Source organism: Flavobacterium gelidilacus DSM 15343, from assembly GCF_000422685.1.
Classification (GTDB): Bacteria; Bacteroidota; Bacteroidia; order Flavobacteriales; family Flavobacteriaceae; genus Flavobacterium; species Flavobacterium gelidilacus.
On sequence record NZ_KE383903.1, the window covers coordinates 114,582 to 138,436 of the forward strand.

At 30.0% G+C, this 23,855-nt stretch carries 21 protein-coding genes; 14 read left to right on the forward strand and 7 right to left on the reverse strand.

The features are described 5' to 3' along the window. Positions 1–6: 6 nt before the first annotated feature. Genes purH through rodA form a run of 6 tightly spaced genes read left to right on the forward strand, consistent with a single transcriptional unit; the run spans position 7 to position 7,071 of the window. Complete coding sequence (gene purH, locus G507_RS0110285) at positions 7–1,539, forward strand: bifunctional phosphoribosylaminoimidazolecarboxamide formyltransferase/IMP cyclohydrolase (RefSeq protein ID WP_026717392.1); 1,533 nt, start codon at positions 7–9, stop codon at positions 1,537–1,539. Between the two features lie 57 nt (positions 1,540–1,596). Next, the gene (locus G507_RS0110290; RefSeq protein ID WP_026717393.1) at positions 1,597–2,625 is read left to right on the forward strand and encodes a rod shape-determining protein; all 1,029 of its coding nucleotides are present in this window, start codon (positions 1,597–1,599) and stop codon (positions 2,623–2,625) included. 12 nt (positions 2,626–2,637) lie between these two features. Further along, complete coding sequence (mreC, locus tag G507_RS0110295) at positions 2,638–3,462, forward strand: rod shape-determining protein MreC (RefSeq protein WP_026717394.1); 825 nt, start codon at positions 2,638–2,640, stop codon at positions 3,460–3,462. Then, on the forward strand, positions 3,452–3,958 hold the full coding sequence (locus G507_RS0110300) for a hypothetical protein (RefSeq protein WP_026717395.1): 507 nt from the start codon (positions 3,452–3,454) through the stop codon (positions 3,956–3,958). The genes mreC and G507_RS0110300 overlap by 11 nt, the downstream gene beginning before the upstream one ends. Further along, positions 3,955–5,811, forward strand: a complete 1,857-nt coding sequence (gene mrdA, locus G507_RS0110305; protein WP_026717396.1) for a penicillin-binding protein 2 — start codon at positions 3,955–3,957, stop codon at positions 5,809–5,811. The genes G507_RS0110300 and mrdA overlap by 4 nt, the downstream gene beginning before the upstream one ends. A 3-nt stretch (positions 5,812–5,814) precedes the next feature. Continuing rightward, positions 5,815–7,071, forward strand: a complete 1,257-nt coding sequence (rodA, locus tag G507_RS0110310) for a rod shape-determining protein RodA (RefSeq protein WP_026717397.1) — start codon at positions 5,815–5,817, stop codon at positions 7,069–7,071. On the opposite strand, the gene G507_RS0110315 is transcribed toward rodA, so the two are convergent. Continuing rightward, on the reverse strand, positions 7,072–7,860 hold the full coding sequence (locus tag G507_RS0110315; protein ID WP_026717398.1) for a DNA/RNA non-specific endonuclease: 789 nt from the start codon (positions 7,858–7,860) through the stop codon (positions 7,072–7,074). It lies immediately after the preceding gene. A 69-nt stretch (positions 7,861–7,929) separates the two neighbouring features. On the opposite strand from G507_RS0110315, the gene G507_RS16840 reads away from it, so the two are divergent. Further along, the gene (locus G507_RS16840; protein WP_051191611.1) at positions 7,930–8,511 is read left to right on the forward strand and encodes a hypothetical protein; all 582 of its coding nucleotides are present in this window, start codon (positions 7,930–7,932) and stop codon (positions 8,509–8,511) included. Between the two features lie 146 nt (positions 8,512–8,657). Beyond that, positions 8,658–9,500 carry a L,D-transpeptidase gene (locus tag G507_RS0110325; RefSeq protein WP_026717399.1) on the forward strand — a complete coding sequence of 281 codons (843 nt, stop codon included), beginning with the start codon at positions 8,658–8,660 and terminating at the stop codon, positions 9,498–9,500. A gap of 58 nt (positions 9,501–9,558) precedes the next feature. Here the strand turns inward: G507_RS0110325 and G507_RS0110330 are convergent, their stop codons facing one another. After that, positions 9,559–11,712: a carboxy terminal-processing peptidase gene (locus G507_RS0110330; RefSeq protein WP_026717400.1), complete on the reverse strand. Its 2,154-nt coding sequence runs from the start codon at positions 11,710–11,712 to the stop codon at positions 9,559–9,561. A 147-nt stretch (positions 11,713–11,859) separates the two neighbouring features. On the opposite strand from G507_RS0110330, the gene surE reads away from it, so the two are divergent. From surE to G507_RS0110360, 6 genes are all read left to right on the forward strand, one after another. After that, complete coding sequence (gene surE / locus G507_RS0110335) at positions 11,860–12,627, forward strand: 5'/3'-nucleotidase SurE (protein ID WP_026717401.1); 768 nt, start codon at positions 11,860–11,862, stop codon at positions 12,625–12,627. After that, positions 12,627–12,899, forward strand: coding sequence for a hypothetical protein (locus G507_RS0110340; protein ID WP_026717402.1), 273 nt, complete (start codon positions 12,627–12,629; stop codon positions 12,897–12,899). The genes surE and G507_RS0110340 overlap by 1 nt, the downstream gene beginning before the upstream one ends. Positions 12,900–12,901: 2 nt before the next feature. After that, complete coding sequence (gene lpxB, locus G507_RS0110345) at positions 12,902–14,014, forward strand: lipid-A-disaccharide synthase (protein WP_026717403.1); 1,113 nt, start codon at positions 12,902–12,904, stop codon at positions 14,012–14,014. Positions 14,015–14,115: 101 nt separating this feature from the next. Continuing rightward, entirely contained in the window at positions 14,116–14,691 is a 576-nt protein-coding gene (locus G507_RS0110350; RefSeq protein ID WP_211218981.1) for a C40 family peptidase, read from the forward strand. Positions 14,692–14,699: 8 nt separating this feature from the next. Continuing rightward, positions 14,700–15,182: a C40 family peptidase gene (locus G507_RS0110355; RefSeq protein WP_026717405.1), complete on the forward strand. Its 483-nt coding sequence runs from the start codon at positions 14,700–14,702 to the stop codon at positions 15,180–15,182. Between the two features lie 12 nt (positions 15,183–15,194). Next, on the forward strand, positions 15,195–17,207 hold the full coding sequence (locus G507_RS0110360; RefSeq protein ID WP_026717406.1) for a ComEC/Rec2 family competence protein: 2,013 nt from the start codon (positions 15,195–15,197) through the stop codon (positions 17,205–17,207). A 13-nt stretch (positions 17,208–17,220) separates the two neighbouring features. Here G507_RS0110360 and G507_RS0110365 read toward each other — a convergent pair whose 3' ends face one another. Genes G507_RS0110365 through G507_RS0110385 form a run of 5 tightly spaced genes read right to left on the reverse strand, consistent with a single transcriptional unit; the run spans position 17,221 to position 23,802 of the window. Continuing rightward, a complete protein-coding gene (locus tag G507_RS0110365; protein ID WP_026717407.1) occupies positions 17,221–17,673 on the reverse strand; it encodes a thioredoxin family protein in 453 nt (150 codons plus the stop codon). Between the two features lie 49 nt (positions 17,674–17,722). After that, positions 17,723–18,187 carry a thioredoxin family protein gene (locus G507_RS0110370; protein WP_026717408.1) on the reverse strand — a complete coding sequence of 155 codons (465 nt, stop codon included), beginning with the start codon at positions 18,185–18,187 and terminating at the stop codon, positions 17,723–17,725. 57 nt (positions 18,188–18,244) lie between these two features. Continuing rightward, on the reverse strand, positions 18,245–20,050 hold the full coding sequence (locus tag G507_RS0110375) for a peptide MFS transporter (RefSeq protein ID WP_026717409.1): 1,806 nt from the start codon (positions 20,048–20,050) through the stop codon (positions 18,245–18,247). 34 nt (positions 20,051–20,084) lie between these two features. Then, entirely contained in the window at positions 20,085–21,629 is a 1,545-nt protein-coding gene (locus tag G507_RS0110380) for a peptide MFS transporter (protein WP_026717410.1), read from the reverse strand. 1 nt (position 21,630) lies between these two features. Beyond that, on the reverse strand, positions 21,631–23,802 hold the full coding sequence (locus tag G507_RS0110385) for a S9 family peptidase (RefSeq protein ID WP_157496581.1): 2,172 nt from the start codon (positions 23,800–23,802) through the stop codon (positions 21,631–21,633). Positions 23,803–23,855 lie beyond the last annotated feature (53 nt).

Genomic DNA, 23,855 nt, shown 5'->3' on the forward strand with positions numbered 1-23,855 from the left:
CACACAATGACAACTCCAAAAAAAATCAATTCAGCACTTATTTCTGTCTTCGACAAAACAGGTTTAGAGCCAATCGTTAAAGCACTTCACAAAAATAACGTTACTATATATTCAACTGGTGGAACGGAATCATTTATTAAAGAATTAGGAATTCCAGTTGTTGCCGTTGAAGACGTAACTTCATATCCATCAATTCTTGGAGGAAGAGTTAAAACATTACATCCAAAAGTTTTTGGAGGAATTTTAAACCGTCAAGACAATCCAAGTGATGTAGAACAAATGGTTGCTTTTGATATCCCTCAAATTGATTTAGTAATTGTTGATTTATATCCTTTTGAAAAAACAGTTGCAAGTGGTGCTGGTGAAGCTGATATTATTGAAAAAATTGACATTGGTGGAATTTCATTAATTAGAGCTGCTGCTAAAAACTTTAAAGACACAGTTATTGTGGCTTCTGTTAATGAATACAGTCAATTTTTAACTTTTTATACAGAACACAGTGGATCAACCACTATTGAAAATAGAAGATTACTAGCAACTAAAGCTTTTAATGTTTCATCTCATTATGATTCCGCAATTTTTAATTATTTCAACGAAACTCATGATGAAGTTGTATTAAAAATTAGTGAAACTAATGGAAAAGCACTTCGTTATGGAGAAAACCCTCATCAAAAAGGCTTTTTCTTTGGAAAATTTGATGATATGTTTAGTAAGTTACATGGGAAAGAATTATCATACAACAATTTATTAGACGTTGATGCTGCTGTAAATTTAATGAGTGAGTTTCATAATGACGAACCAACATTTGCTGTTTTAAAACACAATAATGCTTGTGGAATAGCAACAAGAGAAACAATGAAAGAAGCTTATCTTGCTGCTCTTGCTGGAGACCCAACCTCTGCTTTTGGAGGTGTTTTAATTGCAAATGGTAAAATTGACAAAGCGACTGCAGAAGAAATTAATAAATTATTTTGTGAAGTCGTTATTGCTCCAGATTATGATAATGATGCTCTTGAAACATTAGAAGAAAAGAAAAATAGAATTATTTTAGTCCAAAAAGAAGCAGCACTTCCCTCAACTACAGTAAGAACTTGTTTAAACGGAATATTAGTTCAAGATAAAGACAACGTTACAGATACTAAAGAGCTATTAAAAACCGTTACTATAGCTAAACCTTCACACGAAGAGATTGAAGATTTAATTTTTGCTTCGAAAATATGCAAGCATACAAAGTCAAATACTATTGTTTTTGCAAAGAATAGACAACTTTTTGCTTCAGGAACAGGTCAAACATCAAGAGTTGATGCCTTAAAACAAGCTATTGATAAAGCTGTTTTTTTTGATTTTGATTTAAAAGGAGCTGTTATGGCAAGTGATGCTTTTTTCCCGTTTCCTGATTGTGTAGAATTAGCAGACAAAGCTGGAATTACTGCAGTCATTCAACCTGGAGGCTCAATAAAAGATGAATTGAGTATTAATTATTGTAATGAAAACAATGTTGCAATGGTATTTACAGGAATTCGTCATTTTAAACATTAATTTCATTACTTTTGTATTCTAAAATAGCTAAATAGTAACTAATACCCTTTATTAAATATGGGATTTTTTGATTTCATGACCGAGGATATAGCAATTGACCTTGGTACCGCAAATACTTTAATCATTCATAACGACAAAGTTGTAATTGATAGCCCATCTATTGTTGCAAGAGACAGAATTACTGGAAAAATTATAGCTGTCGGTAAAGAAGCCAGTATGATGCAAGGTAAAACGCATGAAAACATTAAAACAATTCGTCCCTTAAAAGATGGTGTTATTGCTGATTTTGATGCATCGGAGAAAATGATAAGTATGTTTATCAAGAGTATTCCTGCCTTAAAGAAAAGACTATTTACTCCAGCATTGCGAATGGTTATTTGTATTCCTTCTGGAATTACAGAAGTAGAAATGCGTGCTGTAAAAGAATCTGCTGAAAGAGTAAATGGAAAAGAAGTATACCTTATTCATGAACCTATGGCAGCTGCAATTGGTATTGGTGTTGACATCATGCAACCAAAAGGAAACATGATTGTAGATATAGGTGGTGGAACAACAGAAATTGCAGTTATTGCTCTTGGCGGTATTGTTTGTGACAAATCAGTAAAAATTGCTGGTGATGTTTTTACAAACGACATTATCTATTATATGAGAACGCAACACAATTTATTTGTTGGAGAAACTACAGCAGAAAAAATTAAAATTCAAATCGGTGCAGCTATTGAAGAATTAGAAAATGCTCCAGAAGACATGTCCGTTCAAGGTAGAGATTTACTTACAGGTAAACCAAAACAAGTAGATGTTTCTTATAGAGAAATAGCTAAAGCTTTGGACAAATCTATTCAACGTGTAGAAGATGCTGTTATGGAAACTTTATCTCAAACACCGCCTGAATTAGCTGCGGATATTTACAACACTGGAATTTATTTAGCTGGTGGTGGATCTATGTTAAGAGGCCTAGACAAGCGAATATCATTAAAAACTGACTTACCTGTTTACATTGCAGAAGACCCTTTAAGAGCCGTTGTAAGAGGAACTGGAATGGCACTGAAAAACATAAACAAATACAAAGGAATACTTATCAAATAATAGAAAACGTAAATGCAGCAAATAGTAAACTTCTTTATTAAAAACAGCTATAAATTGCTGTTTTTGCTGCTTTTAGGCACATCTATTTTCTTTACTATTCAAAACAATTCTTACCATAAAAGCAGAACAATTAGTTCAGCAAATTATATAAGCGGTTCTGTTTATGAAAAGATTGATGAAGTCAATAAATATTTTGACTTAAAAGAAGTAAACCAAGAATTAGTTGAAGAAAACAGTAATTTAAAACAACTACTTTACAATAAAAAAGACACTACTTTAACTGCTCCTATTGATCTTCCTGAAAACTTACTTCAATATAAAGTTATTCAAGCTAAGGTTATTAAAAACTCTTTTGATGTATATGATAATTATCTGACTCTTAATGCTGGAATAAAAGATGGCATAAAAGAAGATATGGGGGTCATTAATAGCAAAGGTGTTGTTGGAATTATAGACAAAACAACGAATGCTTATGCAACTGTTTTAAGTATATTAAATACAAAATCGAGGTTAAATGCAAAAATTAAGAACACCAATCATTTTGGAACCCTTACATGGGATGCTAAAAATGCTGGTTATGTTCAACTAGTTGATGTTCCTAGACTAGCTAACCTTAAAAAAGGTGACACTATTGTAACTGGTGGTCAATCTGTTATTTTTCCAGAAAACATTCCTATTGGAAGAATTGATAAAGCATATATAGACAAAAACACTAACTACTATACTATTAGTGTTCGCTTATTTAACGACATGACAAACGTGGGATTTGTTTATATTATTGACAATACAAAAAAGACTGAATTAATAGAATTACAAAACTCATATAATGAACAGTAGTCTTTTACTAAATATATTTAGATTTATTGTGCTGATAGCTCTTCAGGTATTAGTGTTTAACAACATTAAGCTTTTTGGCTATCTTGACCCATTTCCCTATGTTCTTTTTATTATTCTGTATCCGGTTAATAGCAATAGATCGTTATTTTTACTTATGAGTTTTTTATTAGGATTGACTCTAGACATGTTTGGTGATACTGGAGGAATTCATGCAACAGCATGTTTAATTTTAGCTTATATAAGACCCTCAATATTTAAATTTTCTTTTGGCTTGAGTTATGAATATCAAACCATAAAAATTGCTGAAAAAATCTCTTATGATCGAATTTCTTTTATTGTCATTTCTGTTTTCATTCATCATTTCCTTATTTATATGCTAGAATTATTGCGTTTTGGTTTAATTTTAGATATATTCCTTAGAACACTTTTAAATACTATATTCACTACTATTGTTTGTGTTTTGACTATATTTTTAATAAAACCAAATAGGCGATGAAAAAAATACTATTACCAGCAATAGTAATCATATCAGCAATCATTATTTTGATCAGACTCTTTTATCTTCAAATTATCGATGATAGTTTAAAAATTAAGTCAGACAACAATGCTATTAAAATTGCCTATGATTTTCCAGAACGTGGCTACATCTATGATAGAAACAGTAAATTATTAGTTGCCAATCAACCTTCATATGATATTATGGTAATTCCTAGAGAAATTAAGGAATTAGATACAGTAGAGTTATGTCAATTACTTAAAATTGATACGGACTATTTTAAAAAGAAAATAGAAAAAGCTATTGTTTATAGTCCTAGATTACCATCTGTATTTTTGCCACAGTTAACTAAATTAGAATATGCTGCCTTTCAAGAAAAAATAAGAAAATTTAAAGGATTCTATATTCAAAAACGTTTTTTACGTGATTATCAAATAGACTACGCTCCTAATGTCTTTGGATATATTAAACAAGTAAACGAAGCACAAATTAACAAAAATCCTTATTACAAAAGCGGAGATCTAATTGGTGTTCAAGGAGTTGAACAAGAGTACGAAGAAATTTTAAGAGGAGTAAAAGGGGTTAAATATTTTCAAAAAGATAGGTTTAATAGAATTATAGGTTCTTATAAGGATGGAAAATATGATACCATCCCTATTCAAGGAAGAGATTTAACATTAACCATTGACGCGGAATTGCAAAAATATGGGGAAGAATTAATGATTAACAAAAGAGGTGGAATTGTTGCTATCGAACCTAAAACTGGTGAAATATTAGCACTTATCTCTGCTCCTTCTTATGATCCGGCTCTACTTGTTGGAAAAGATAGGTCAAAAAATTACACCATGTTGTATTATGATTCTATTGCAAAACCTTTATATGACAGAAGTTTATTAGCCGAATATCCTCCTGGCTCACCTTTTAAAATTCTAACCGGACTAATTGGCCTACAAGAAGAAGTAATTGATGAAAACACTGGTTTTATTTGTCGCCATGGATTTTCTTATGGACGTGGTGCTTTTATGAAATGTCACGACTCAGGAACTTCAATATTACATAACGGAATTTACAATTCTTGCAACACTTATTTTGCCAATGTTTTTAAAAGAACTATTGATAAATATAAAGACCCATCCTATAGTGTTGACAACTGGAATAGACATTTACAAAGCTTTGGCCTAGGTAATTATCTTGGCTACGATTTACCTATTGGAAGAAAAGGTCGAATTCCTTCTTCAAGTTTATATGAAAAATTTTATCCAAATGGGGGCTGGAGAAGTAATACAATAATTTCAAACTCAATTGGCCAAGGAGAAATTGATGTTACGCCAATGCAACTAGCAAATATGATGGCTGCCGTTGCAAATGAAGGATATTATTACACACCTCACATTGTAAAGAAAATTAAAAATTTTGAGATTGATAAAAAATTTACAACTCGTCATCAAACGTCTGTTGATAAACAATATTTTAAACCAGTAATTGAAGGTTTATATGATGTATACAACATCGGAACAGCGAGAACTTTAAAAGTAGAAGGTCTTGCTATTTGCGGAAAGACAGGTACGGCTGAGAATTTTATGAAGATTGGCGGAAAAAGAACTCAATTACAAGATCATTCTATATTTGTTGCTTTTGCTCCTAAAGACAATCCGAAAATTGCTATAGCGGTTTTAGTAGAAAATGGCTATTGGGGAAATCGTTGGGCTGGCCCCATTGCAACATTAATGATTGAAAAATATATAAGAGGTGAAATTTCAAGAATTGATTTAGAACAGAAAATGTTAAAAGGAAGTCTGCAGTCTGAATATGCAAAATATGTAAGTGGAAAACCTTTCTCTATCAACCACTAATAAATGAAAAACCAAAGTGTAATAGCAAATATTGACTGGATTACGATTCTAATCTATATAACTTTAGTTATTATGGGCTGGATGAATATCTATTCTGCTTCATTACCTTTAGAAGAAACCTATATTTTAGATACTTCGCAAATTTATGGAAGACAGCTGCTTTTTATACTTTTAGCTATTCCAATTATATTGATTATTCTAAACATAAATGCCAAAATATTCGAAAAATTTTCAGTTATTTTTTACATAATAGGTATACTCTTATTATTAGGTTTATTTGTCTTTGGAACTTCAGTTAAAGGACAAACCAATTGGTATAAAATAGGTGGCTTTGGTTTTCAACCTTCAGAAATTGTTAAAATTTCTTGTTCCTTATTATTAGCAAAGTATTTAAGTGATGCACAAATTAATTTAAAAGTTAGAAAGTTTCAATACATAGCCATAGGAATTATTATGGTGCCTGTTGGATTGATTCTACTACAACCTGATGCCGGAAGTGCAATGATTTTTCTGGCTTTAATTTTTGTTCTAAACAGAGATGGCTTACCGTCTTGGTATTTATGGACTGGAGTTACAGCAATTGCAGTTTTCTTATTAGCCTTATTTGTAAAACCTGTTTTCTTAGTTTCTTTTATATTGGTGTTTATGATAATTCATTTTATTTTAAATAGCAAAATATCCAGAAACCCAATCATTTATGTTTTGTTATTTATACTAATTACCGGATTTACTTTATCGGTTGATTATGTATATGAAAATGTATTGGAACCTCATCAAAAAGATAGAATTGATGTGTTATTTAACGATAACGTTGATATGAAAAATGAAGGTTATAACTTAAACCAATCAATGATTACAATTGGATCTGGTGGCTTATATGGAAAAGGATATCTTGAAGGCACGCAAACTAAAGGAAACTTTGTTCCCGAACAACATACAGATTATATTTTTACAACGGTTGGAGAAGAATGGGGTTTTGTGGGTTCATTCGTTGTAATTGCATTGTTTGTTACACTAATTCTTCGGATTATAAAATTAGCAGAAAATCAAAAAACCAAATTTAGTCGTGTTTATGGGTATTGTGTAGCTACAATTCTTTTTACTCACTTTTTTGTAAACATTACCATGCTTATAAAATTATTCCCAACCATTGGAGTTCCATTACCTTTTTTCTCGTATGGTGGTTCTAGTTTATGGTCTTTTACTGTTTTGCTATTTGTGTTTATAAAACTCGATGCCAATAAAGTAAATGAATGGTAATTAAAACTTCCAGTTTTTGTAACCATTGTTTGCTTCTAAACGATTTTCAACATCATCAGGTAAATTTTTAAAAAAATCAATTCCAGTCACCTTTTCGATATCATCAACAGGAACAACGAAATTATATAAAGGTTTATTAGATTCCTTGTGAGGTACTAAAAAACCAATCATATTCGATCTGTCTCTGGTTAAAATAATTTTGTAAAAATAATCAGGAACAGCAACTTCTTCTTTACCAATTGTTTTTAGTCCGTCTTCTAAAACACCTCCAGTAATTACATAAATACCATCATATCGTTCTGCCCAATACCTTGTTTTCTGTTCTAATCGATTCCAAATTCCAGCATTAAAATCATATAATTGTGGAGAAGCATTTGAAGTTAAAAAGGTCAACTCATACATTTCATAAGAACTTTTTCTATCTGCAGCCGGACAAAGATGCCCTTTGTTATAACCTGAATTTTTAAAATTTCTCCAATCAGCCGATTTTGTATTAACTGATTTGTCTTGGTTAAAATAAGGTCTTTTATAATCTGCTTTAGGCATGTCACTTTTAGTTAATTCATATGCTACCCATTCCGCTTGTTCAAAACTTTCCTTGTAAGAAAAAGTATAAGCATCATTCGAATAAACATTATTTGAAGTTGAAGTTGGCAAATAATCAAACTTAGAATCTTGAGAATAAGTAGATGATTGCTGACTTTCATCAAATATATCAACAGAATTTACCTGTTTACAGGATAAAAACTGTAGTATGGCGAATAATAATAAAAATTTGATGTTCTTCATACTTATAAAAATTACTTTAACTTGTTTTTTCTTAACTTTGTAAAGATAAATTAAATTAATAATAACACTATGAAAACAAAATTAATACTAGCAATAACAATCTTAACATTTCAGTTTGGATTTAGTCAAGAACCAGTTAGAGTTGCTTCTGTAGCAATTGATTCTGTTAAAACTGCACCTTTAGAACTAGAAAAAGAAACAAAAGCTAATGTGCAAGCAGAAAAAGATAGATTGAAAGATGAAAAAAAACAGCTTGAAGCTGAAAAAAAAGAATTAGAAAAAGCTGAAAAAGAAAAAAATGATGTAGAAAAAGAGCATCAAAAAGAACTTGACAAAGCTAAAAAAGAAGCTAAAAGAGCCGAGAAAGAGAGAAAAGCTTCAGAAAAAGCCTTGAAAAAAATAGAAAAAGAAAAAAACAAATTAGACAAGGCTACTAAAAATGTTGAAAAAACAGAAGATAAAATTAGAAAAGCAACTGCTGATTTAAAGAAAGAAAGAGCCAAATACGAAAAAAATAAATTAAGAGGTAAACTTTCTCCTAACGAGGATGTTAAATTAAGAGAGAAATTATTGAAAAAAGAAAACAAAATCAATGATTTACAACTTGACTTAGAAAAAGACAAGAAAGATCTAAACAAATTATTAAAATAGTTTAAATCTTTTATCAATAAAGAATCCCATTCATAACTTGAATGGGATTTTTTTATATTCAAATATGTAAAATTAATAAGAGTTTCAAAAAATTGTGTAAGACTATTTAAGACTATTTAAACCAATTTTACAAAAATTAAATAGTTATGAAAAAATCAATTATTGCAGTTAGTGTTGTTACTTTATTTTTGTTTTCATGTAAAAATGAAACTAAGGAAGTAACTAGAAAATTACCCGAAAGAAAGGAACCAAAAAATGTATCATTCAAATTAGAAAATACTAAAAAATGGCTTCAGGAAAATAAAGATAGTACTGGAAATTTAGATATTGCTTTTGCAGTCAATAGAGTTGATAAAGAAAATTTTACCAAATTAGATTCAGTAATTATCCCAACTGATTTAACCGGTGACAAAGAATTTTATTTGCCCTTTCCCTTTGAGGTATCTTCTTTGGACAATGTAGATAAAATTATAGTCTTTTCTTATCCAGCACAAGCTTTTGCAACTTATGAATATGGTATCTTAACTTACACAGGACCAACAAGTATGGGAAGTAAAATACACAAAACACCAACTGGATTATTTTTTACCAATTGGAAAGCAGAAGAAACAACCAGTACTTTTAATGACGAATGGGATTTAAAATGGAATTTCAATATAGAAAATAAAGAAGGTGTAGGTTTTCATGAATATAGTTTACCTGGTTATCCAGCTTCACATTCTTGTTTGAGATTATTAGAAAAAAATGCTAAACATTTATACAATTGGGCAGATCAATGGGTATTAGCTGATGCAGAAACCGTGAAGACAAAAGGAACTCCTGTTATAGTTTTTGGTAGCTATAATTTTGACGAACCAAAACCATGGTTGCAATTAGTAGATAATTCAAAAGCATTATCCATAAATGAAGATGATTTAATATCCATTATTAAACCTTATTTAAATACAATTTTAAAAGAGCAAGAAAAAAGAAAAACTTCAAAAAAATAATAGTAATAAAAAATCCCATTTTTTCAAATGGGATTTTTTTATTTAACTTGTTTTAATCTTATTTTCTAGACTTATTAACAGAAACATAGTTTGAAGATTTTACTAATTTAGCAATGTCTTGTATTACATTTAACGATTCATCTACATAAGGATCTTTACTTAGTTCTTCATGCCATCTATCTCTTTTATCTTTTAGTAAAGTATCTTTTTTAAATTCCTCCATTTCATAAGGCAATGAAGTAAAGGTTAAATTATTTTTATACGTTTTAAGACCATCATATGTTTTATTTTTAGTCTCTAATTCGGCTAATTCTTTTTTGTATAACTTATAGTTTAAACTTACTTCTTTGTCATCTTTACGTTCAAAATTCCATTTAGCGTAAGAATCAATTAAGTTAAACTCAGTGCTTTTTTCAACTCTCATTTTACTATTGGCTAAAACTACATCAAAATTAGCACCAGTTGTGTTGTAAGTTGCAGGAGCAATTTTATCCCAAGGCAATGCTTCTGGCTCATCTCTTTCTCCTGTGTCAAAATAAGCAAAACGATCTGGCAACACTATATCAGACAACACTCCTTCTCGTTGAGTTGAGCCTCCGTTAATTCTATAGAATTTCTGAATAGTTGTTTTTAACGACCCTAAATCACCTAAAGAATTTCCTCTAACCATGTCATTTAAGTCTATTACGTTTTGAACAGTTCCTTTTCCATAAGTATGCTTACTTCCAATAACAACACCACGCTTGTAATCTTGAATAGCAGCAGCAAATATTTCTGAAGCTGAAGCTGAATAGCCATTTACCATAACTACTAATGGTCCATTCCACTGAACACTAGAATCTTTATCATCTAATATGTTTGGTTCAGATTTTGCATATTTTACTTGTACAACTGGTCCTTTGTCTATAAATAAACCAACCATATCAACAACAGTTTGCAGCGAACCTCCACCATTATCTCTCAAATCCATAATAATTCCTTGAACTTTTTGTTTCTTCAAACGTTCAATTTCTATTGCTACATCTTTAAAAGCATCTCTCTTGTCTTTGTTGTCAAAAGAAATATAGAATTTAGACAAATAAATTATACCAAATAATTTTCCGTCTTTAACAACAGTACTAGATTTTGCAAAGGTTTCTTCCGTTTCAACAACATCTCTGATAATTGAAATTACTTTTACTGTTCCATCAACGCGTTTTACTGTTAAACGAACCTCAGTCCCTTTTGGTCCTTTAATTTTTTTAACTACATCATCAATTCGCATTCCAGTTATATCGATTGGCTGTTCTTTTCCTTGAGCAACTTTTATGATGATATCTCCTTGTTCTAAATCTTTTCCTTTCCAAGCTGGCCCACCTGAAATTAATTCAGAAACTTCAACTCCAACATTTTTCTTTTGTAAACGCGCTCCAATTCCTTCGAATGTTCCACTCATGCTTACATCAAAACGTTCTTTGTTTTCAGGTGAAAAATAGAATGTATGGGGATCAAATCGCTCAACAATTGAATTCAAGTAAACACCAAACCAATCATCTCTATTCAAATCTTTAATACTAAAATAAGTATCATCTAAATTCTTCTTAATTGATTCTCTCGCTTCTTTTTCTAATTCAGCAAAAGTTTTAACTTCAACTTTATTAGTGGCATCAGCTTTCTCTTGGATTTTTTCCTTGTCATCAATAGATGATAATACAGAAAACTTAAGCTGCTTTTCCCAAATTTGATATAACTCTTTTTTATTTTTAGCAAACGGAATTTTTTCATAATCCACACTAATGCTTTCATTTAAATTAAAATTAAATGGTTTATCTAAAGCATCTTTGTAAATGGCTTCAGATTCATCCATTCTTTTAAGTAATCTATTGTAAGTTAAATCAAAAAATTTCAAATCCTTATTTTTAATAAAATCATCAATTGAGTCTTCGTAAACTTTAAATTCTTCAATATCAGATTGAACAAAATAGCGTCTAAAAGGATCTAATGAATTCAAATATTTATCATATACTTTTTCGGAAAACTCATCATCCATAGCAATTGGACTGTAGTGTCCTTTTTCAAGCACATAAGCCAAAAGCTCTAATAATAATTTGTCTTTCTCGGGATTTGCTTCAACTTTTTTAGGTCTAAAACTCCAAAAAAGCACTGCTGATAAGGCAGTTATAATCAAGATAATCTTATAATTCTTTTTCATAAATATGACTAAACGGTTCATTCAAAAATTTTCAACTAAATTACATAAAATATTGTGCCAAACTCTTAAAAAGATTATAAAAATTTGATAATATTTACTTATTAGTGTGTGAAATTAGCATAAAGTTACTTTCAAATTTAGTAATTTAGCATTTCTATTTAAATAAAAATGAAGAAACCCTTAATACTAGTTACAAATGACGACAGTATAGTTGCTCCAGGAATAAGAGCACTTATTGAAGTTATGAAAGAAATTGGAGAAGTAATTGTTGTAGCACCTGACAGCCCTCAAAGCGCTATGGGACATGCAATTACAATAAACAATACCATTACTTTAGACAAATTAAACTTAGACAAAGAGATTGAACACGAATATAGTTGTTCTGGAACACCTGTAGATTGCGTAAAAATTGCAGTTCATGAAATTCTAAAGCGCAAACCCGATTTATGTGTTTCTGGAATTAATCACGGATCAAATTCTTCTATAAATGTTATTTATTCAGGTACAATGAGCGCTGCTGTTGAAGCCGGAATAGAAGGAATTCCTGCCATAGGTTTTTCATTATTAGATTATAGTTGGGATGCAGATTTCGAACCTTTTAAAGCTTATGTCAAGAAAATTGCAATGCAAGTTTTAGAACAAGGATTGCCTGAAGGTGTTGTCTTAAATGTGAATTTTCCAAAATTAAAAGCAGAAGAACTTAAAGGAATAAGAATTTGCCGTCAAGCAAAAGCAACTTGGATTGAAGAATTCGATAAACGAACAAATCCAATGGGAAAAGAATATTATTGGTTGTCGGGTGAATTCGTAAATCAAGATAAAGGAGAAGATACTGATGAATGGGCTTTACATAACGGTTATGTTTCTGTTGTACCTGTTCAATTTGATTTAACAGCTCATCACGCTATTTCTCAATTAAATAACTGGAATTTATAATGCAAAAGAAAGATTTATTTATTGGCGTTTTAGTTGGACTTATAACTTCTTTTATAGGTTGTTTTCTGTTTATAACATTTTTTACTTCAATGGATTTTGCAGAAGGTTATACAAACTTAAAAGCGCAAGGAAGTTTAGGTAAATTAATAACTTTAGGAGCTTTATTGAACATCGGAATTGTACTTTTATTATTCAAAAAAAACAAAGATGAAATGGCAAAAGGTGTTATTTTATCTTTATTTATACTAACGATTTATACTTTATTTGCTTAGCTATGAAATACTACATAATAGCAGGAGAAGCCTCGGGAGATTTGCATGGTTCAAACCTTATGAAAGCCTTGTATAAAGAAGATGCAAATGCTGAAATTAGATTTTGGGGTGGCGATTTAATGCAAAATGTTGGCGGAACTTTAGTAAAGCATTATAAAGAGCGTTCTTTTATGGGGTTTTTAGAAGTCATTCAAAACATTTCTAAAATCTTTAAAGATATTGCTTATTGTAAAAGTGACATTACTTCTTTTAATCCAGATGCTTTGATATTCATTGATAATTCGGGTTTTAATTTGCGAATTGCTAAATGGGCAAAAGAACAAAATTTTCAAACTAGCTATTATATTTCACCACAAGTTTGGGCATCTAGAGCTAATCGCGTTCATGCTATCAAAAGAGACATTGATCACATGTATGTAATTTTACCTTTTGTGGAAGATTTCTATAGAAAGTATGATTATAAAGTTGATTTTGTAGGTCATCCATTAATTGATGCTATAGAAAACAGAAAAAATGTTGATGAAGCTGTTTTTAGAAAAGAACATAACTTATCTAACAATCCAATAATTGCACTTTTACCAGGAAGCAGAAAACAAGAAATAAACAAAATGCTTGCCATTATGCTCTCTGTAACAGATGAATTTGCAGCATATGAATTTGTAATTGCTGGTGCTCCAAGTCAGGAATTTGAATTTTACAAACCTTTTCTAAAGAAGAAAAACATAAACTTTATCTCTAACAAAACTTATGATTTGCTAAATATTTCTCACGCAGCAATAGTAACATCTGGAACAGCGACATTAGAAACAGCTTTATTCAAAGTTCCTCAAGTGGTTTGTTATAAAGCAAATGCGGTTTCCTATCAAATTGCTAGACGAATTATTACTTTAAAATACATTTCATTAGTCAATTTAATTATGGATAAAGAAGTTGTTAAGGAATTAATTCAAGGTGATTTAAATACAAAACAACTGAAGAAAGAACTTAACAATATACTTACATCACCTAAAAGAGAAGAAATTTTAAAAAACTATGAATTACTCCAACAAAAACTTGGTGGAAAAGGTGCAAGTGAAAAAACTGCTCATTTAATATACAAGAGATTGAAAAAATGATATATTTGCAAAAATCAATTACTTTGAAGCACTACTTTTTTACAATTTTATTCTTGTTTTTATTTCAGAATTCTATTGAAGCTCAGTCATTTAATAAAAATATGACCATTGCATCTGTTTCAGAAGGTACTGGAATTATTGAAAAATATGATGCCAGTGAAAAAGCATTAGTCAAAAAATTTAAAAAGAAAGAAAGTGAAGTTAAAAAGTATAAGTTAATTTCTGACAAACTTCAAAAAAGACTTTCTCTAGAAGACGCAACAACTATTTCAAATACAAATTTCCCTAATTTTCAAAAAGCAGAAGTAATAGAAGCTGCTAAAGAATATATTGGAACGCCATATCATTATGGAGGAATGACAAAAAAAGGTATTGATTGTTCTGCATTAATGTTATTTGCTTACACAAAAAATGACATGGAACTTCCAAGAACTTCAAGAGCTCAATCAAAAATTGGCAGAAAAATTAAAAAATCTAATGCTGAACCTGGAGACTTAATTTTCTTTAAAACTAATAGAAGGAGAAGTGTAATTACGCATGTTGGTTTAGTTACAGAAAATCAGGATGGTCATATAAAATTCATTCATGCTTCATCTAGTAAAGGTGTTATCGAATCAGATTTAGAAGAAAGTTACTATCAAAGAACATTTGCGAAAATCAAACGTATTATAGAATAATATAAATTTTGAAAAGATCTATCTTACTTTTATTTGTTGTATTTTCTGTGGTATTTATTAGTTGTAAATCCTCAAAATCTGCTACAAATACTTCTAAAAACATTTCAAAACAAAAGAATTCGATTGTAAAAACAGCTGAAGAAAATTTAGGTGTTAAATACAAATTTGGTGGCACAACAAAATCTGGAATGGATTGTTCTGGATTAGTTTATAGCACTTTTCAAAAGTTTGACTATAAATTACCTCGAAGTTCTTATGAAATGGCAAATGAAGGCAAAGAAGTGTCAAAATCTAAAGCTGAACCTGGAGATTTAATATTTTTTAAAACTGGTGGAAGTCGTAAAATAAATCACGTTGGATTAATTACTGATATTAAAAAAGATGAAATATTTTTCATACATTCGTCCACAAGCAAAGGAGTAATAATTTCTTCTACAAACGAAGCTTATTACGCAAAAGCCTTTGAAAAAATAAAACGAGTTATAGAGTAATACATAACATAAATGGATGTAGTAAAATATCCAATCATACTTATTGCTATTTGTTTTGGATTAGGAATTGTAATCCAAAATTATGCGTATTTTTCTCTTTCTACTCTTTTGTTTTCTTCCTTACTTTTATTTATATTATTTATACTTTTATTTTTTAAGAACCGAAACCAAAACACGAAAAATGTCTTTTTTGGCTTGGCAACTTATTTCCTTATTCTTTCCCTAGGAAGTTTGTCTTTATACATTCATCAAGACTTTCATGCCAAAAATAATTATTCAAATCTTGAAATAAAAGAACAAAATAATATTAAAGGTTTAGTGGTTGAAGAATTAAAATCAAATGAATTTTATACCAAGTTTATAGTCAAAATTGATTCGTTTAATCAGCAGAAAAGTTCAGGAAAACTTTTGGTTTATTTTTCAAAGAAAAACCCAGATTCATTATTTATTGGCGACTTAGTTTCTTTTAAATCTGAAGTAAAACCAATTCTAAAAAACTATAATCCAGACACATTTGATTATGCTAATTATATGGAAAATCAAAATGTTTATCATCAAATAAAATGTTTTGAAAATGATTATTTCGTTGGAGAAAAAGTTAAAAATTTTACCTTTTACATTAATGAACTTCGAAAAAAATTAGTTCATAGTTTTGATGCTCATCATTTTTCTGTTAGAACAAAATCTATAATTAATGCATTATTATTAGGCCAAAAGCAACAAATTGATAGTGAAACTTTAAAGGATTACAAAAACGCTGGAGTTGTTCATATTTTAGCAATTTCTGGTTTACATATTGGAATTATTTATACTTTTTTCAATTTTATTTTTGGATTCCTAAATCGTGTCAAACATGGAAAAACTATAAAACTGATTGTTATAATTCTTCTTTTATGGCTTTTTGCCTTGATTTCTGGCATGTCTGCTTCCATTACAAGATCAGTTACAATGTTTAGTGTAATTGCATTTGGCACTTTCTTAAATAGGAAGAACTTTATGTTTAATGCTATTGCTGCTTCGTTCTTAATCTTATTGATTTATAATCCGCTTTTAATTTTTGATGTTGGATTTCAACTGAGTTATGCTGCTGTAATTTCGATTTTATTGTTTCAACCGTTTTATCAAAAATTTTATTATTCTAAAAATAAGATTGTAGTTTATATCACAGATTTATTTTTAGTTTCATTAACCGCTCAACTAGGTGTTTTGCCTTTAATGTTATTGTATTTTAAGCAAGTTCCGACGTTATTTTTACTAGCCAATTTTGTTGTTATTCCTGTTGCAACATTAGTTTTAATTCTTGGAATTATAGTTCTTTTTCTAAATTTTGTGTATTTGCCTTTAGCATTACTTTTAGGGAAATTAATTTCCTTTTTAGTTGAATTCATGAATTATTATATACATTGGTTGTCAAGTTTTCAGGAATACGTTATCAAGAATATTACGTTTACACCGTTTTTAACTGTTGGATTATACGTTTTGATTTTAAGTGTTATTTATTGGATTTACAAACCTAAAAACAAACGTATTTTATATATTTTAGTCCTAACTTTGTCATTTCAAATCTTATATTTTTTTACAAAAAGCGAAACTTCACATAAAAATGAATTGATTGTATTTAACAATAAAGAAAGTGCTATTTCAATTTTTGAAGCTAATAAAATTACAATTTTTTCGAATGATAGTTTGATACAAGAAAATCAAAGCATTCAAGAATATGCAACGGCTAAATTTAATCCAAAAATAGTATTTCATCCTTTGGAGAATGTCTTATTTTTCAAAAACAAAAAAATAATTATTGTTGACGAAAACACAATTTATAACACATCTATAAAACCTGATGTTGTAGTTATTAGACAAAACTCAAGAATTAATATGGAACGTTTAATTTTGACATCAAAACCGCAACTAATAATTGCTGATAAAAGTAATTCGTATACTTCTTTAAAAAGATGGAAAGCAACTTGTATAAAATACAAAATCCCTTTTCATGCTATTGCCGAAAAGGGATTTTATAAGATGTAATTTTATTTTTTGTCTATAGCTCAGCTTTCAGCTGTTCAGCTGTTCTATAACCTAATACATTTGTTTTAATTTCTCCGTCTTTATCAAAAATATACATTGTTGGATAACCTTGTACTTTCAAAAAAGAAGTAAATTCGTGCACTCCATTTCTTCCAGTTTTTCCTTCTACATATTTTGGATTAGTATATTTAACTTCTTTAAAAGTAATTGTTTCGTTTCCTTCTGCATTAAACTTTACAGCATAATAACTTTTAGAAACTATTTCAACTATTGCAGCATCATGAAAAGTGTTTTTATCCAACATTTTACAAGGTCCACACCAATCTGTGTAAACATCCATAAAAATAGGTTTCGGATCTTTTTCTTGTGCTTTAAGAGCTTCATCCATTGTCATCCATTTGATTTCTTGTGCAAAAGAAACCATACTTAGGAGCATTAAACTTAAAACTAATATTATCTTTTTCATATTTACTGAATTTATTTCAGTATCTCATCAAGGATACCGAATATTTTTATTATTTCTTAATTATACTATTTGCTCCTTCAAGCCATTTTTCTGGACCACCTGCTACATATCCAGTACTACCTAATGCACTTAAATTAACTTTTCCATCGTCTGTTTTTTCAGGATTTACCAACCATATTGTTGGATAACCCCTGACTTGAAAAATTTGCTGCATTTGTTGATTTTGTTGTTTTATTGATTGATCTTGTGGTGTTCTTCTAGGATAATCTAGTTCAACTAAAATTACATTTTCTTTTGCCCATTTTGTAAACTCATCTTTTTTAAAGACTTCATTTTGCAAACGAATACACCAACCGCACCAATCAGAACCAGTAAAAAATAACATTAACGGTTTTTTCTCTTTCATAGAAAGTTCAGAAGCCTTTGCCATATCAGTATGCCATATCAAATCTTCTTGTGCTTGAACTAAAATTGAAGACAAGGTTACAAAAAGTATGAATAGTATTTTTTTCATTTCAATATATTTTATTTCTATACAAAAGTATACAAAGAAGATGCCAAAGTCTGTTTGTTATCTAACACCGTGCATTAATTTCTTGATAACTGGAGTCATTAAAATAGATAACGCAGCCATAACTAGAGAGATTATAGTTAACATCCAAAAGAAAGAACTTAATCCTGATTCGTTTGCAATTTTATCAATTTTCTCTCCAAACATACCTGCACCTTTCATTCCAATTGCTACAGCTAAGTACCAAACACCAAACATAAATGCAATCATTCTTGCTGGCACTAATTTACTTACGTAAGACAATCCAACTGGTGAAATACATAATTCTCCCATTGTATGGAATAAGTATACTAAAATCAACCAAATCATACTAACTGATGCAGTTTTTGCTCCAGGCTCAATACCTGTAGCTCCAATTGCGACACATGCCATTCCTAAAGCTAATAATCCCATACCAATTCCATATTTCATATTTGCATTTGGATTGTATTTACTTTCCCACCATTTAGAAAACAATGGTGCTAATGAAATAATGAATAATGAATTTAAAGTAGAGAACCATGTTGCTGGAACTTCTGTAATTGCTTCAGTTACTTTATCAATTTTTAACATTTGAAGTGTTGAGTCTGATAGATCAATAAATCCTGCAGTATAGAAATCTTTCATAAGCATCCAAATTGCGATAGCCCAAATAATGATAAAACTTGAAGCTAATATCATATTTGCGATAGCATAAGTTTTGAATGTTTGTTTGAATAATAAGTATAATACCCAAGTAATAATTGCTAATGGTACTACTGTAATTAAAGTATTAATAAATAAGAAAAATGTACTCCAATTTCCTTCTAATACCCTATCTGTATAATCACTTGCAAAAATTGTTAATGAATTTGGTGATTGTTCGAAAATTGCCCAAAAGAAAATCGTTAAAAATGCAAAGAAAGTAACTGCAATTAATTTTTCTCTTGTGATTTGAGAGTATTTCATTAAACGAGTAACTAGCAAATAAATAAACAACAACAATGCAGTAACAATTGCTATTGAATTTCCGTTTTCACCTAAGAATCCAAAAACATTAACAGCTCCATTTGAAATTTTTGAAGCTGGGTCATTAATAATCCAAAGCAAACCTAAAGTTGCACTAACAGCAATAATTCCTAATTCTAATTTAGTAAATGGGTTTCTTGTATCCGTATCTTCTGCTTCTGATTTAGCTTTACTTTCAGCAGTTGGTTTTAATCCAATATCACCAAAAATATTTTGAGACAACCAAAATTGCAACATTCCGAAGAACATGAAAATCCCAGCTAATCCGAAACCGTAACTCCATCCTACTTTTTCTCCTAAATAACCACAAAGAAGAATTCCGAAGAAAGCACCTGCATTTACACCCATATAAAATAAAGTATAAGCTCCGTCTTTCTTTTCGGGTCTGTCTTTGTACATTTCAGAAATAATTGATGTCATATTTGGTTTGAAAAATCCATTTCCAAATACTAACAACACTAAACCTAAATAGATAGAAAATTCGGTTTCCACAGCCATAGAAGCGTGACCTAAAGTCATCAAAACTGCTCCAACAACAACTGCCCATCTGAAACCAATAATTTTATCAGCAAAATATCCACCTAACATTGTAGATAAATATACTAAACCAACATACGAACCAAATAATGCTGATGCATTTTCTCTAGTCCATTCCCAACCACCATCTGTAAAAGATGCTGTTAAGAATAATATTAAAAGCGAACGCATTCCGTAGAATGAAAAACGCTCCCACATTTCTGTGAAAAACAATACAAATAAACCTGCTGGATGACCTAAAACAGGATTTTTAAAAAATTGATCCGTTGAATTTTGACTCATACTATATAATTGTAAGTTAGTTTTTTATTAATTTTTAGTTGTTTAATTCTTTATCAACTCCGTGCATTAATTTTTTGATAACTGGAGACAAAGCTAATAAAACAGCTCCAAATCCAATACCTGTGTAGAATAAATATTCAAATAATTTTAAATAACTTTCCTTAGCAACATTTAAATCAGGAGCTAAACCATTTGAAGTATCTACTGAGGCAATATTTGCTAATAATGATGCTATAAACTCTGAACTTGCAGTGGCTAAAAACCAAACTCCCATCATAAATCCAACGATTTTTACTGGAGATAATTTTGTTACTGCTGAAAGTCCAACTGGTGACAAACTTAATTCTCCACAAGTATGTAAAAAATAAGCTAAAATCAACCAAAATGCTGCTACTTTCCCAACTCCTGAAAGATTGATTCCCATTACTAAAGCTCCAAATCCTAGTCCAACTAATGCAAGAGCTAATGCAAATTTAACTGCTGTATTTGGGTTATATTTTCCCAATTTAACCCATAGCCAAGCAAAAACTGGTGCTAAAAGTATAATAAATAAGGCATTGAAACTTAAAAATTGTCCAGCAGAAATCTCAAATCCAAAGATATGCCTGTCTAAAATTCTATCTGCAAATAAATTCATTGAAGTATAGGCTTGTTCGAATAAAGCCCAAAATACAATAGTAAACACGATTAAAATTGTCAGTGCAATTAATTGTTCACGAGCTTTACCGTCTAATTTTGTTACAGCATAGTATACAATGTATAAAAATGAAACTCCACCAGCTACTTGTAATGCAATTGAAACGGCATCATGATTTTGAACCATTTGCCAAAATAATAAAGTAGATAAAACACTAACTATATAAATTAACCATTCGTTTTTAAGCCCAAATGATCTTTTTTCTAAGAAAGGTTGGTTGGTTGATTCTCCTTTACCCATTAAGAATTTCTTCCCAGAAATAAAAGTAACTAACCCGAAGAACATTCCGACACCAGCAGCACCAAATCCGTAACTCCAACCGTAAGATTCTCCTAACCAAACACAAACAATCGTTGCCAAGAAAGAACCCAAGTTAATTCCCATATAAAACAAGGTGAATCCTGAATCTCTTCGCTTATCTCCTACTGAATATAATTCACCAACCAAAGATGAAATATTTGCTTTTAAGAACCCAACACCAAGTATAATCATAGCTAGTGAGAAATAAAACACTTGTAGTGCTAAATTATCACGAGTAATTTCTCCTGTAATAGATTGTGTGGCTGCATTTCCTTCATAAGCCATTCCTAAATGACCTAAAACAAGCATAATTCCTCCAAAAACAATTGCCTTTCTAAAACCTAAATATTTATCTGCAATAAAACCTCCAATAACTGGAACTGCATAAACTAATGCTGCATAACTTCCAATTAATAAATTTCCAGTATCATCTGAAAATAAATGGTATTTTGTTAGATAAAAAATTAATAAAGCTTTCATTCCATAGAACGAAAAACGTTCCCACATTTCTGTAAAGAACAATATAAAAAGAGCTTTTGGATGTCCAAAGAACGTTTGTTCCTCAATAGGTATGTTTGTCATATTATAATTTTTCTTGAATAAAATTAGTCATTTTTGTAAACAATTGTAATCTTGTTGCACCACCATAAATTCCGTGGTTTTTGTCTGGATAAATAGCCCAATCGAATTGTTTGTTGGCTTGTATTAATGCTTCAACCATTTTCATAGTGTTTTGAACGTGTACATTATCATCCGCTGTTCCGTGAATTAAAAGATAGTTTCCTTTTAATTTTTTAACGTGATTTATTGGTGAATTATCATCATAACCACTTGCGTTTTCTTGTGGCGTTTGCATGTATCTTTCAGTATAAATTGAATCATAATATCTCCAACTTGTAACTGGTGCAACAGCAATTGCTGTTTTAAATACATCATTTCCTTTTAAAATACAGTTACTACTCATGAATCCACCGTAACTCCATCCCCAAATTCCAATTCTTGAAGCATCAACAAAATCATATTTCCCAATTACTTTTGCTGCATCAATTTGATCTTCAACTTCGTATTTACCTAATTCTTTATAAGTTACTTTTTTGAAATCAGCTCCTTTGAAACCTGTTCCTCTTCCGTCAACACAAACAATAATGTATCCTTTTTGAGCTAACATATAAAACCAATAATCATTGTAAGAATTCCAAGAATTATGAACTTCTTGCGAACCTGGTCCAGAATATTGTGTCATAAAAACTGGATATTTTTTTGAAGCGTCAAAATCAGCTGGTTTGATTATGTAAGCATTTAGTACATTTCCTTTTTCTGTTTTAAGTGTGAAAAACTCTTTTGGACTAACTCCATATTTTGCTAATTTTTCTTCAGCTGCTTCGTTTGATAAAATCTTTTTAATTTCTTTTCCAGATTTTGATTCGTTTAAAGTGTAAGAAGGTGCTTGAGTGGCACTTGAAAACGAATTAATGTAGTACTCAAAATTTGGACTAAATGTTGCGTCATTTGTTCCTGTTTTTGATGATAGTCTTGTTTTTTCTTTTCCGTCAATTTTAATGGAATAAACATCTCTATTTATAGAACCATTTTCAACCGATTGATAATAAATGATTCCTGATTTCTCATTAAAACCGTAATAATTTGTCACTTCCCATTTTCCTGAAGTGATTTGCTTTTTTAGTTTTCCATTTTTATCATAGTGATAAATGTGGTTGAATCCATCTTTTTCTGAAGTCCAAATAAAACTGTTGTCTTTTAAGAACGTTAGGTTATCAGTAACATCAACATAAGCTTTATCTTTTTCGTTTAAAACAATTGTAGTTTTACCTGAATTCGCATCTACAAAATGTAAATCCAAATTGTTTTGATGACGGTTCATGACTTGAACGCTTAGAATATTTGAATCATTCGTCCATTTAATTCTTGGAATATAAAAATCAGTATAATCCCCTAAGTTAATTTTTTGTGACTTTCCTGTTTTTAAATCATACATGTATAAGGATACAACAGCATTTTTTTCTCCTGCTTTTGGATATTTAAAAACTTCTTGCGTTGGATATAAGCCTTGGTTGTACATATCCATTGAAAATTCTGGAACTTCAGATTCATCAAAACGAATGTATGCGATTTTAGTTCCGTTTGCATTCCAATCATAAGCTTTTACAAAAGCAAATTCTTCTTCATAAACCCAATCCGTAATTCCGTTGATGATAGCATTTTTCTTTCCGTCATTTGTAATTTGCAAATGTGAACCCGAAATTGCATCATAAACATATAAGTCATTTTCGAAAGCATAAGCTATTTTAGTTCCATCTGCAGAAAATGTTGGCTCTTGAATTTGTTTTGAAGTAAATTTTGATAATTTTTTTGTCGAAATATCGTACACAAAATAATCAGCAGTGAATGAATGCCTAAAAATTGGAGCCGAATTTGAAGCAATAAGTATCTTTTTTTCATCTTTATCAAATGTATAACTATCTATTGAAGTCAATTCTGGAAAATCTTTTGAGTCAATTAAAGTTGAAACTTTTTCTAAAGAGGCAAAATCATATAAGTCGATTTGTGTACTTCTTGATGTTCTGTTAAAATCTAATACGGTGTATTGATTTGTGTTCTTCATAGCTTGGAGTTCGTCCATGCTTTGCGTTCTAAATGCTCCTGACCAAATCTCTTCTAAAGTGATTTTTTGTTGAGCAACAATTGATAATGAAGTAAATAAGAATAAAACTCCGAATATAATTTTTCTTGTCATAATAGTGTAAGGTAAAAAACTTTCAATTTTACTAAAAATTATCGAGAAAACCT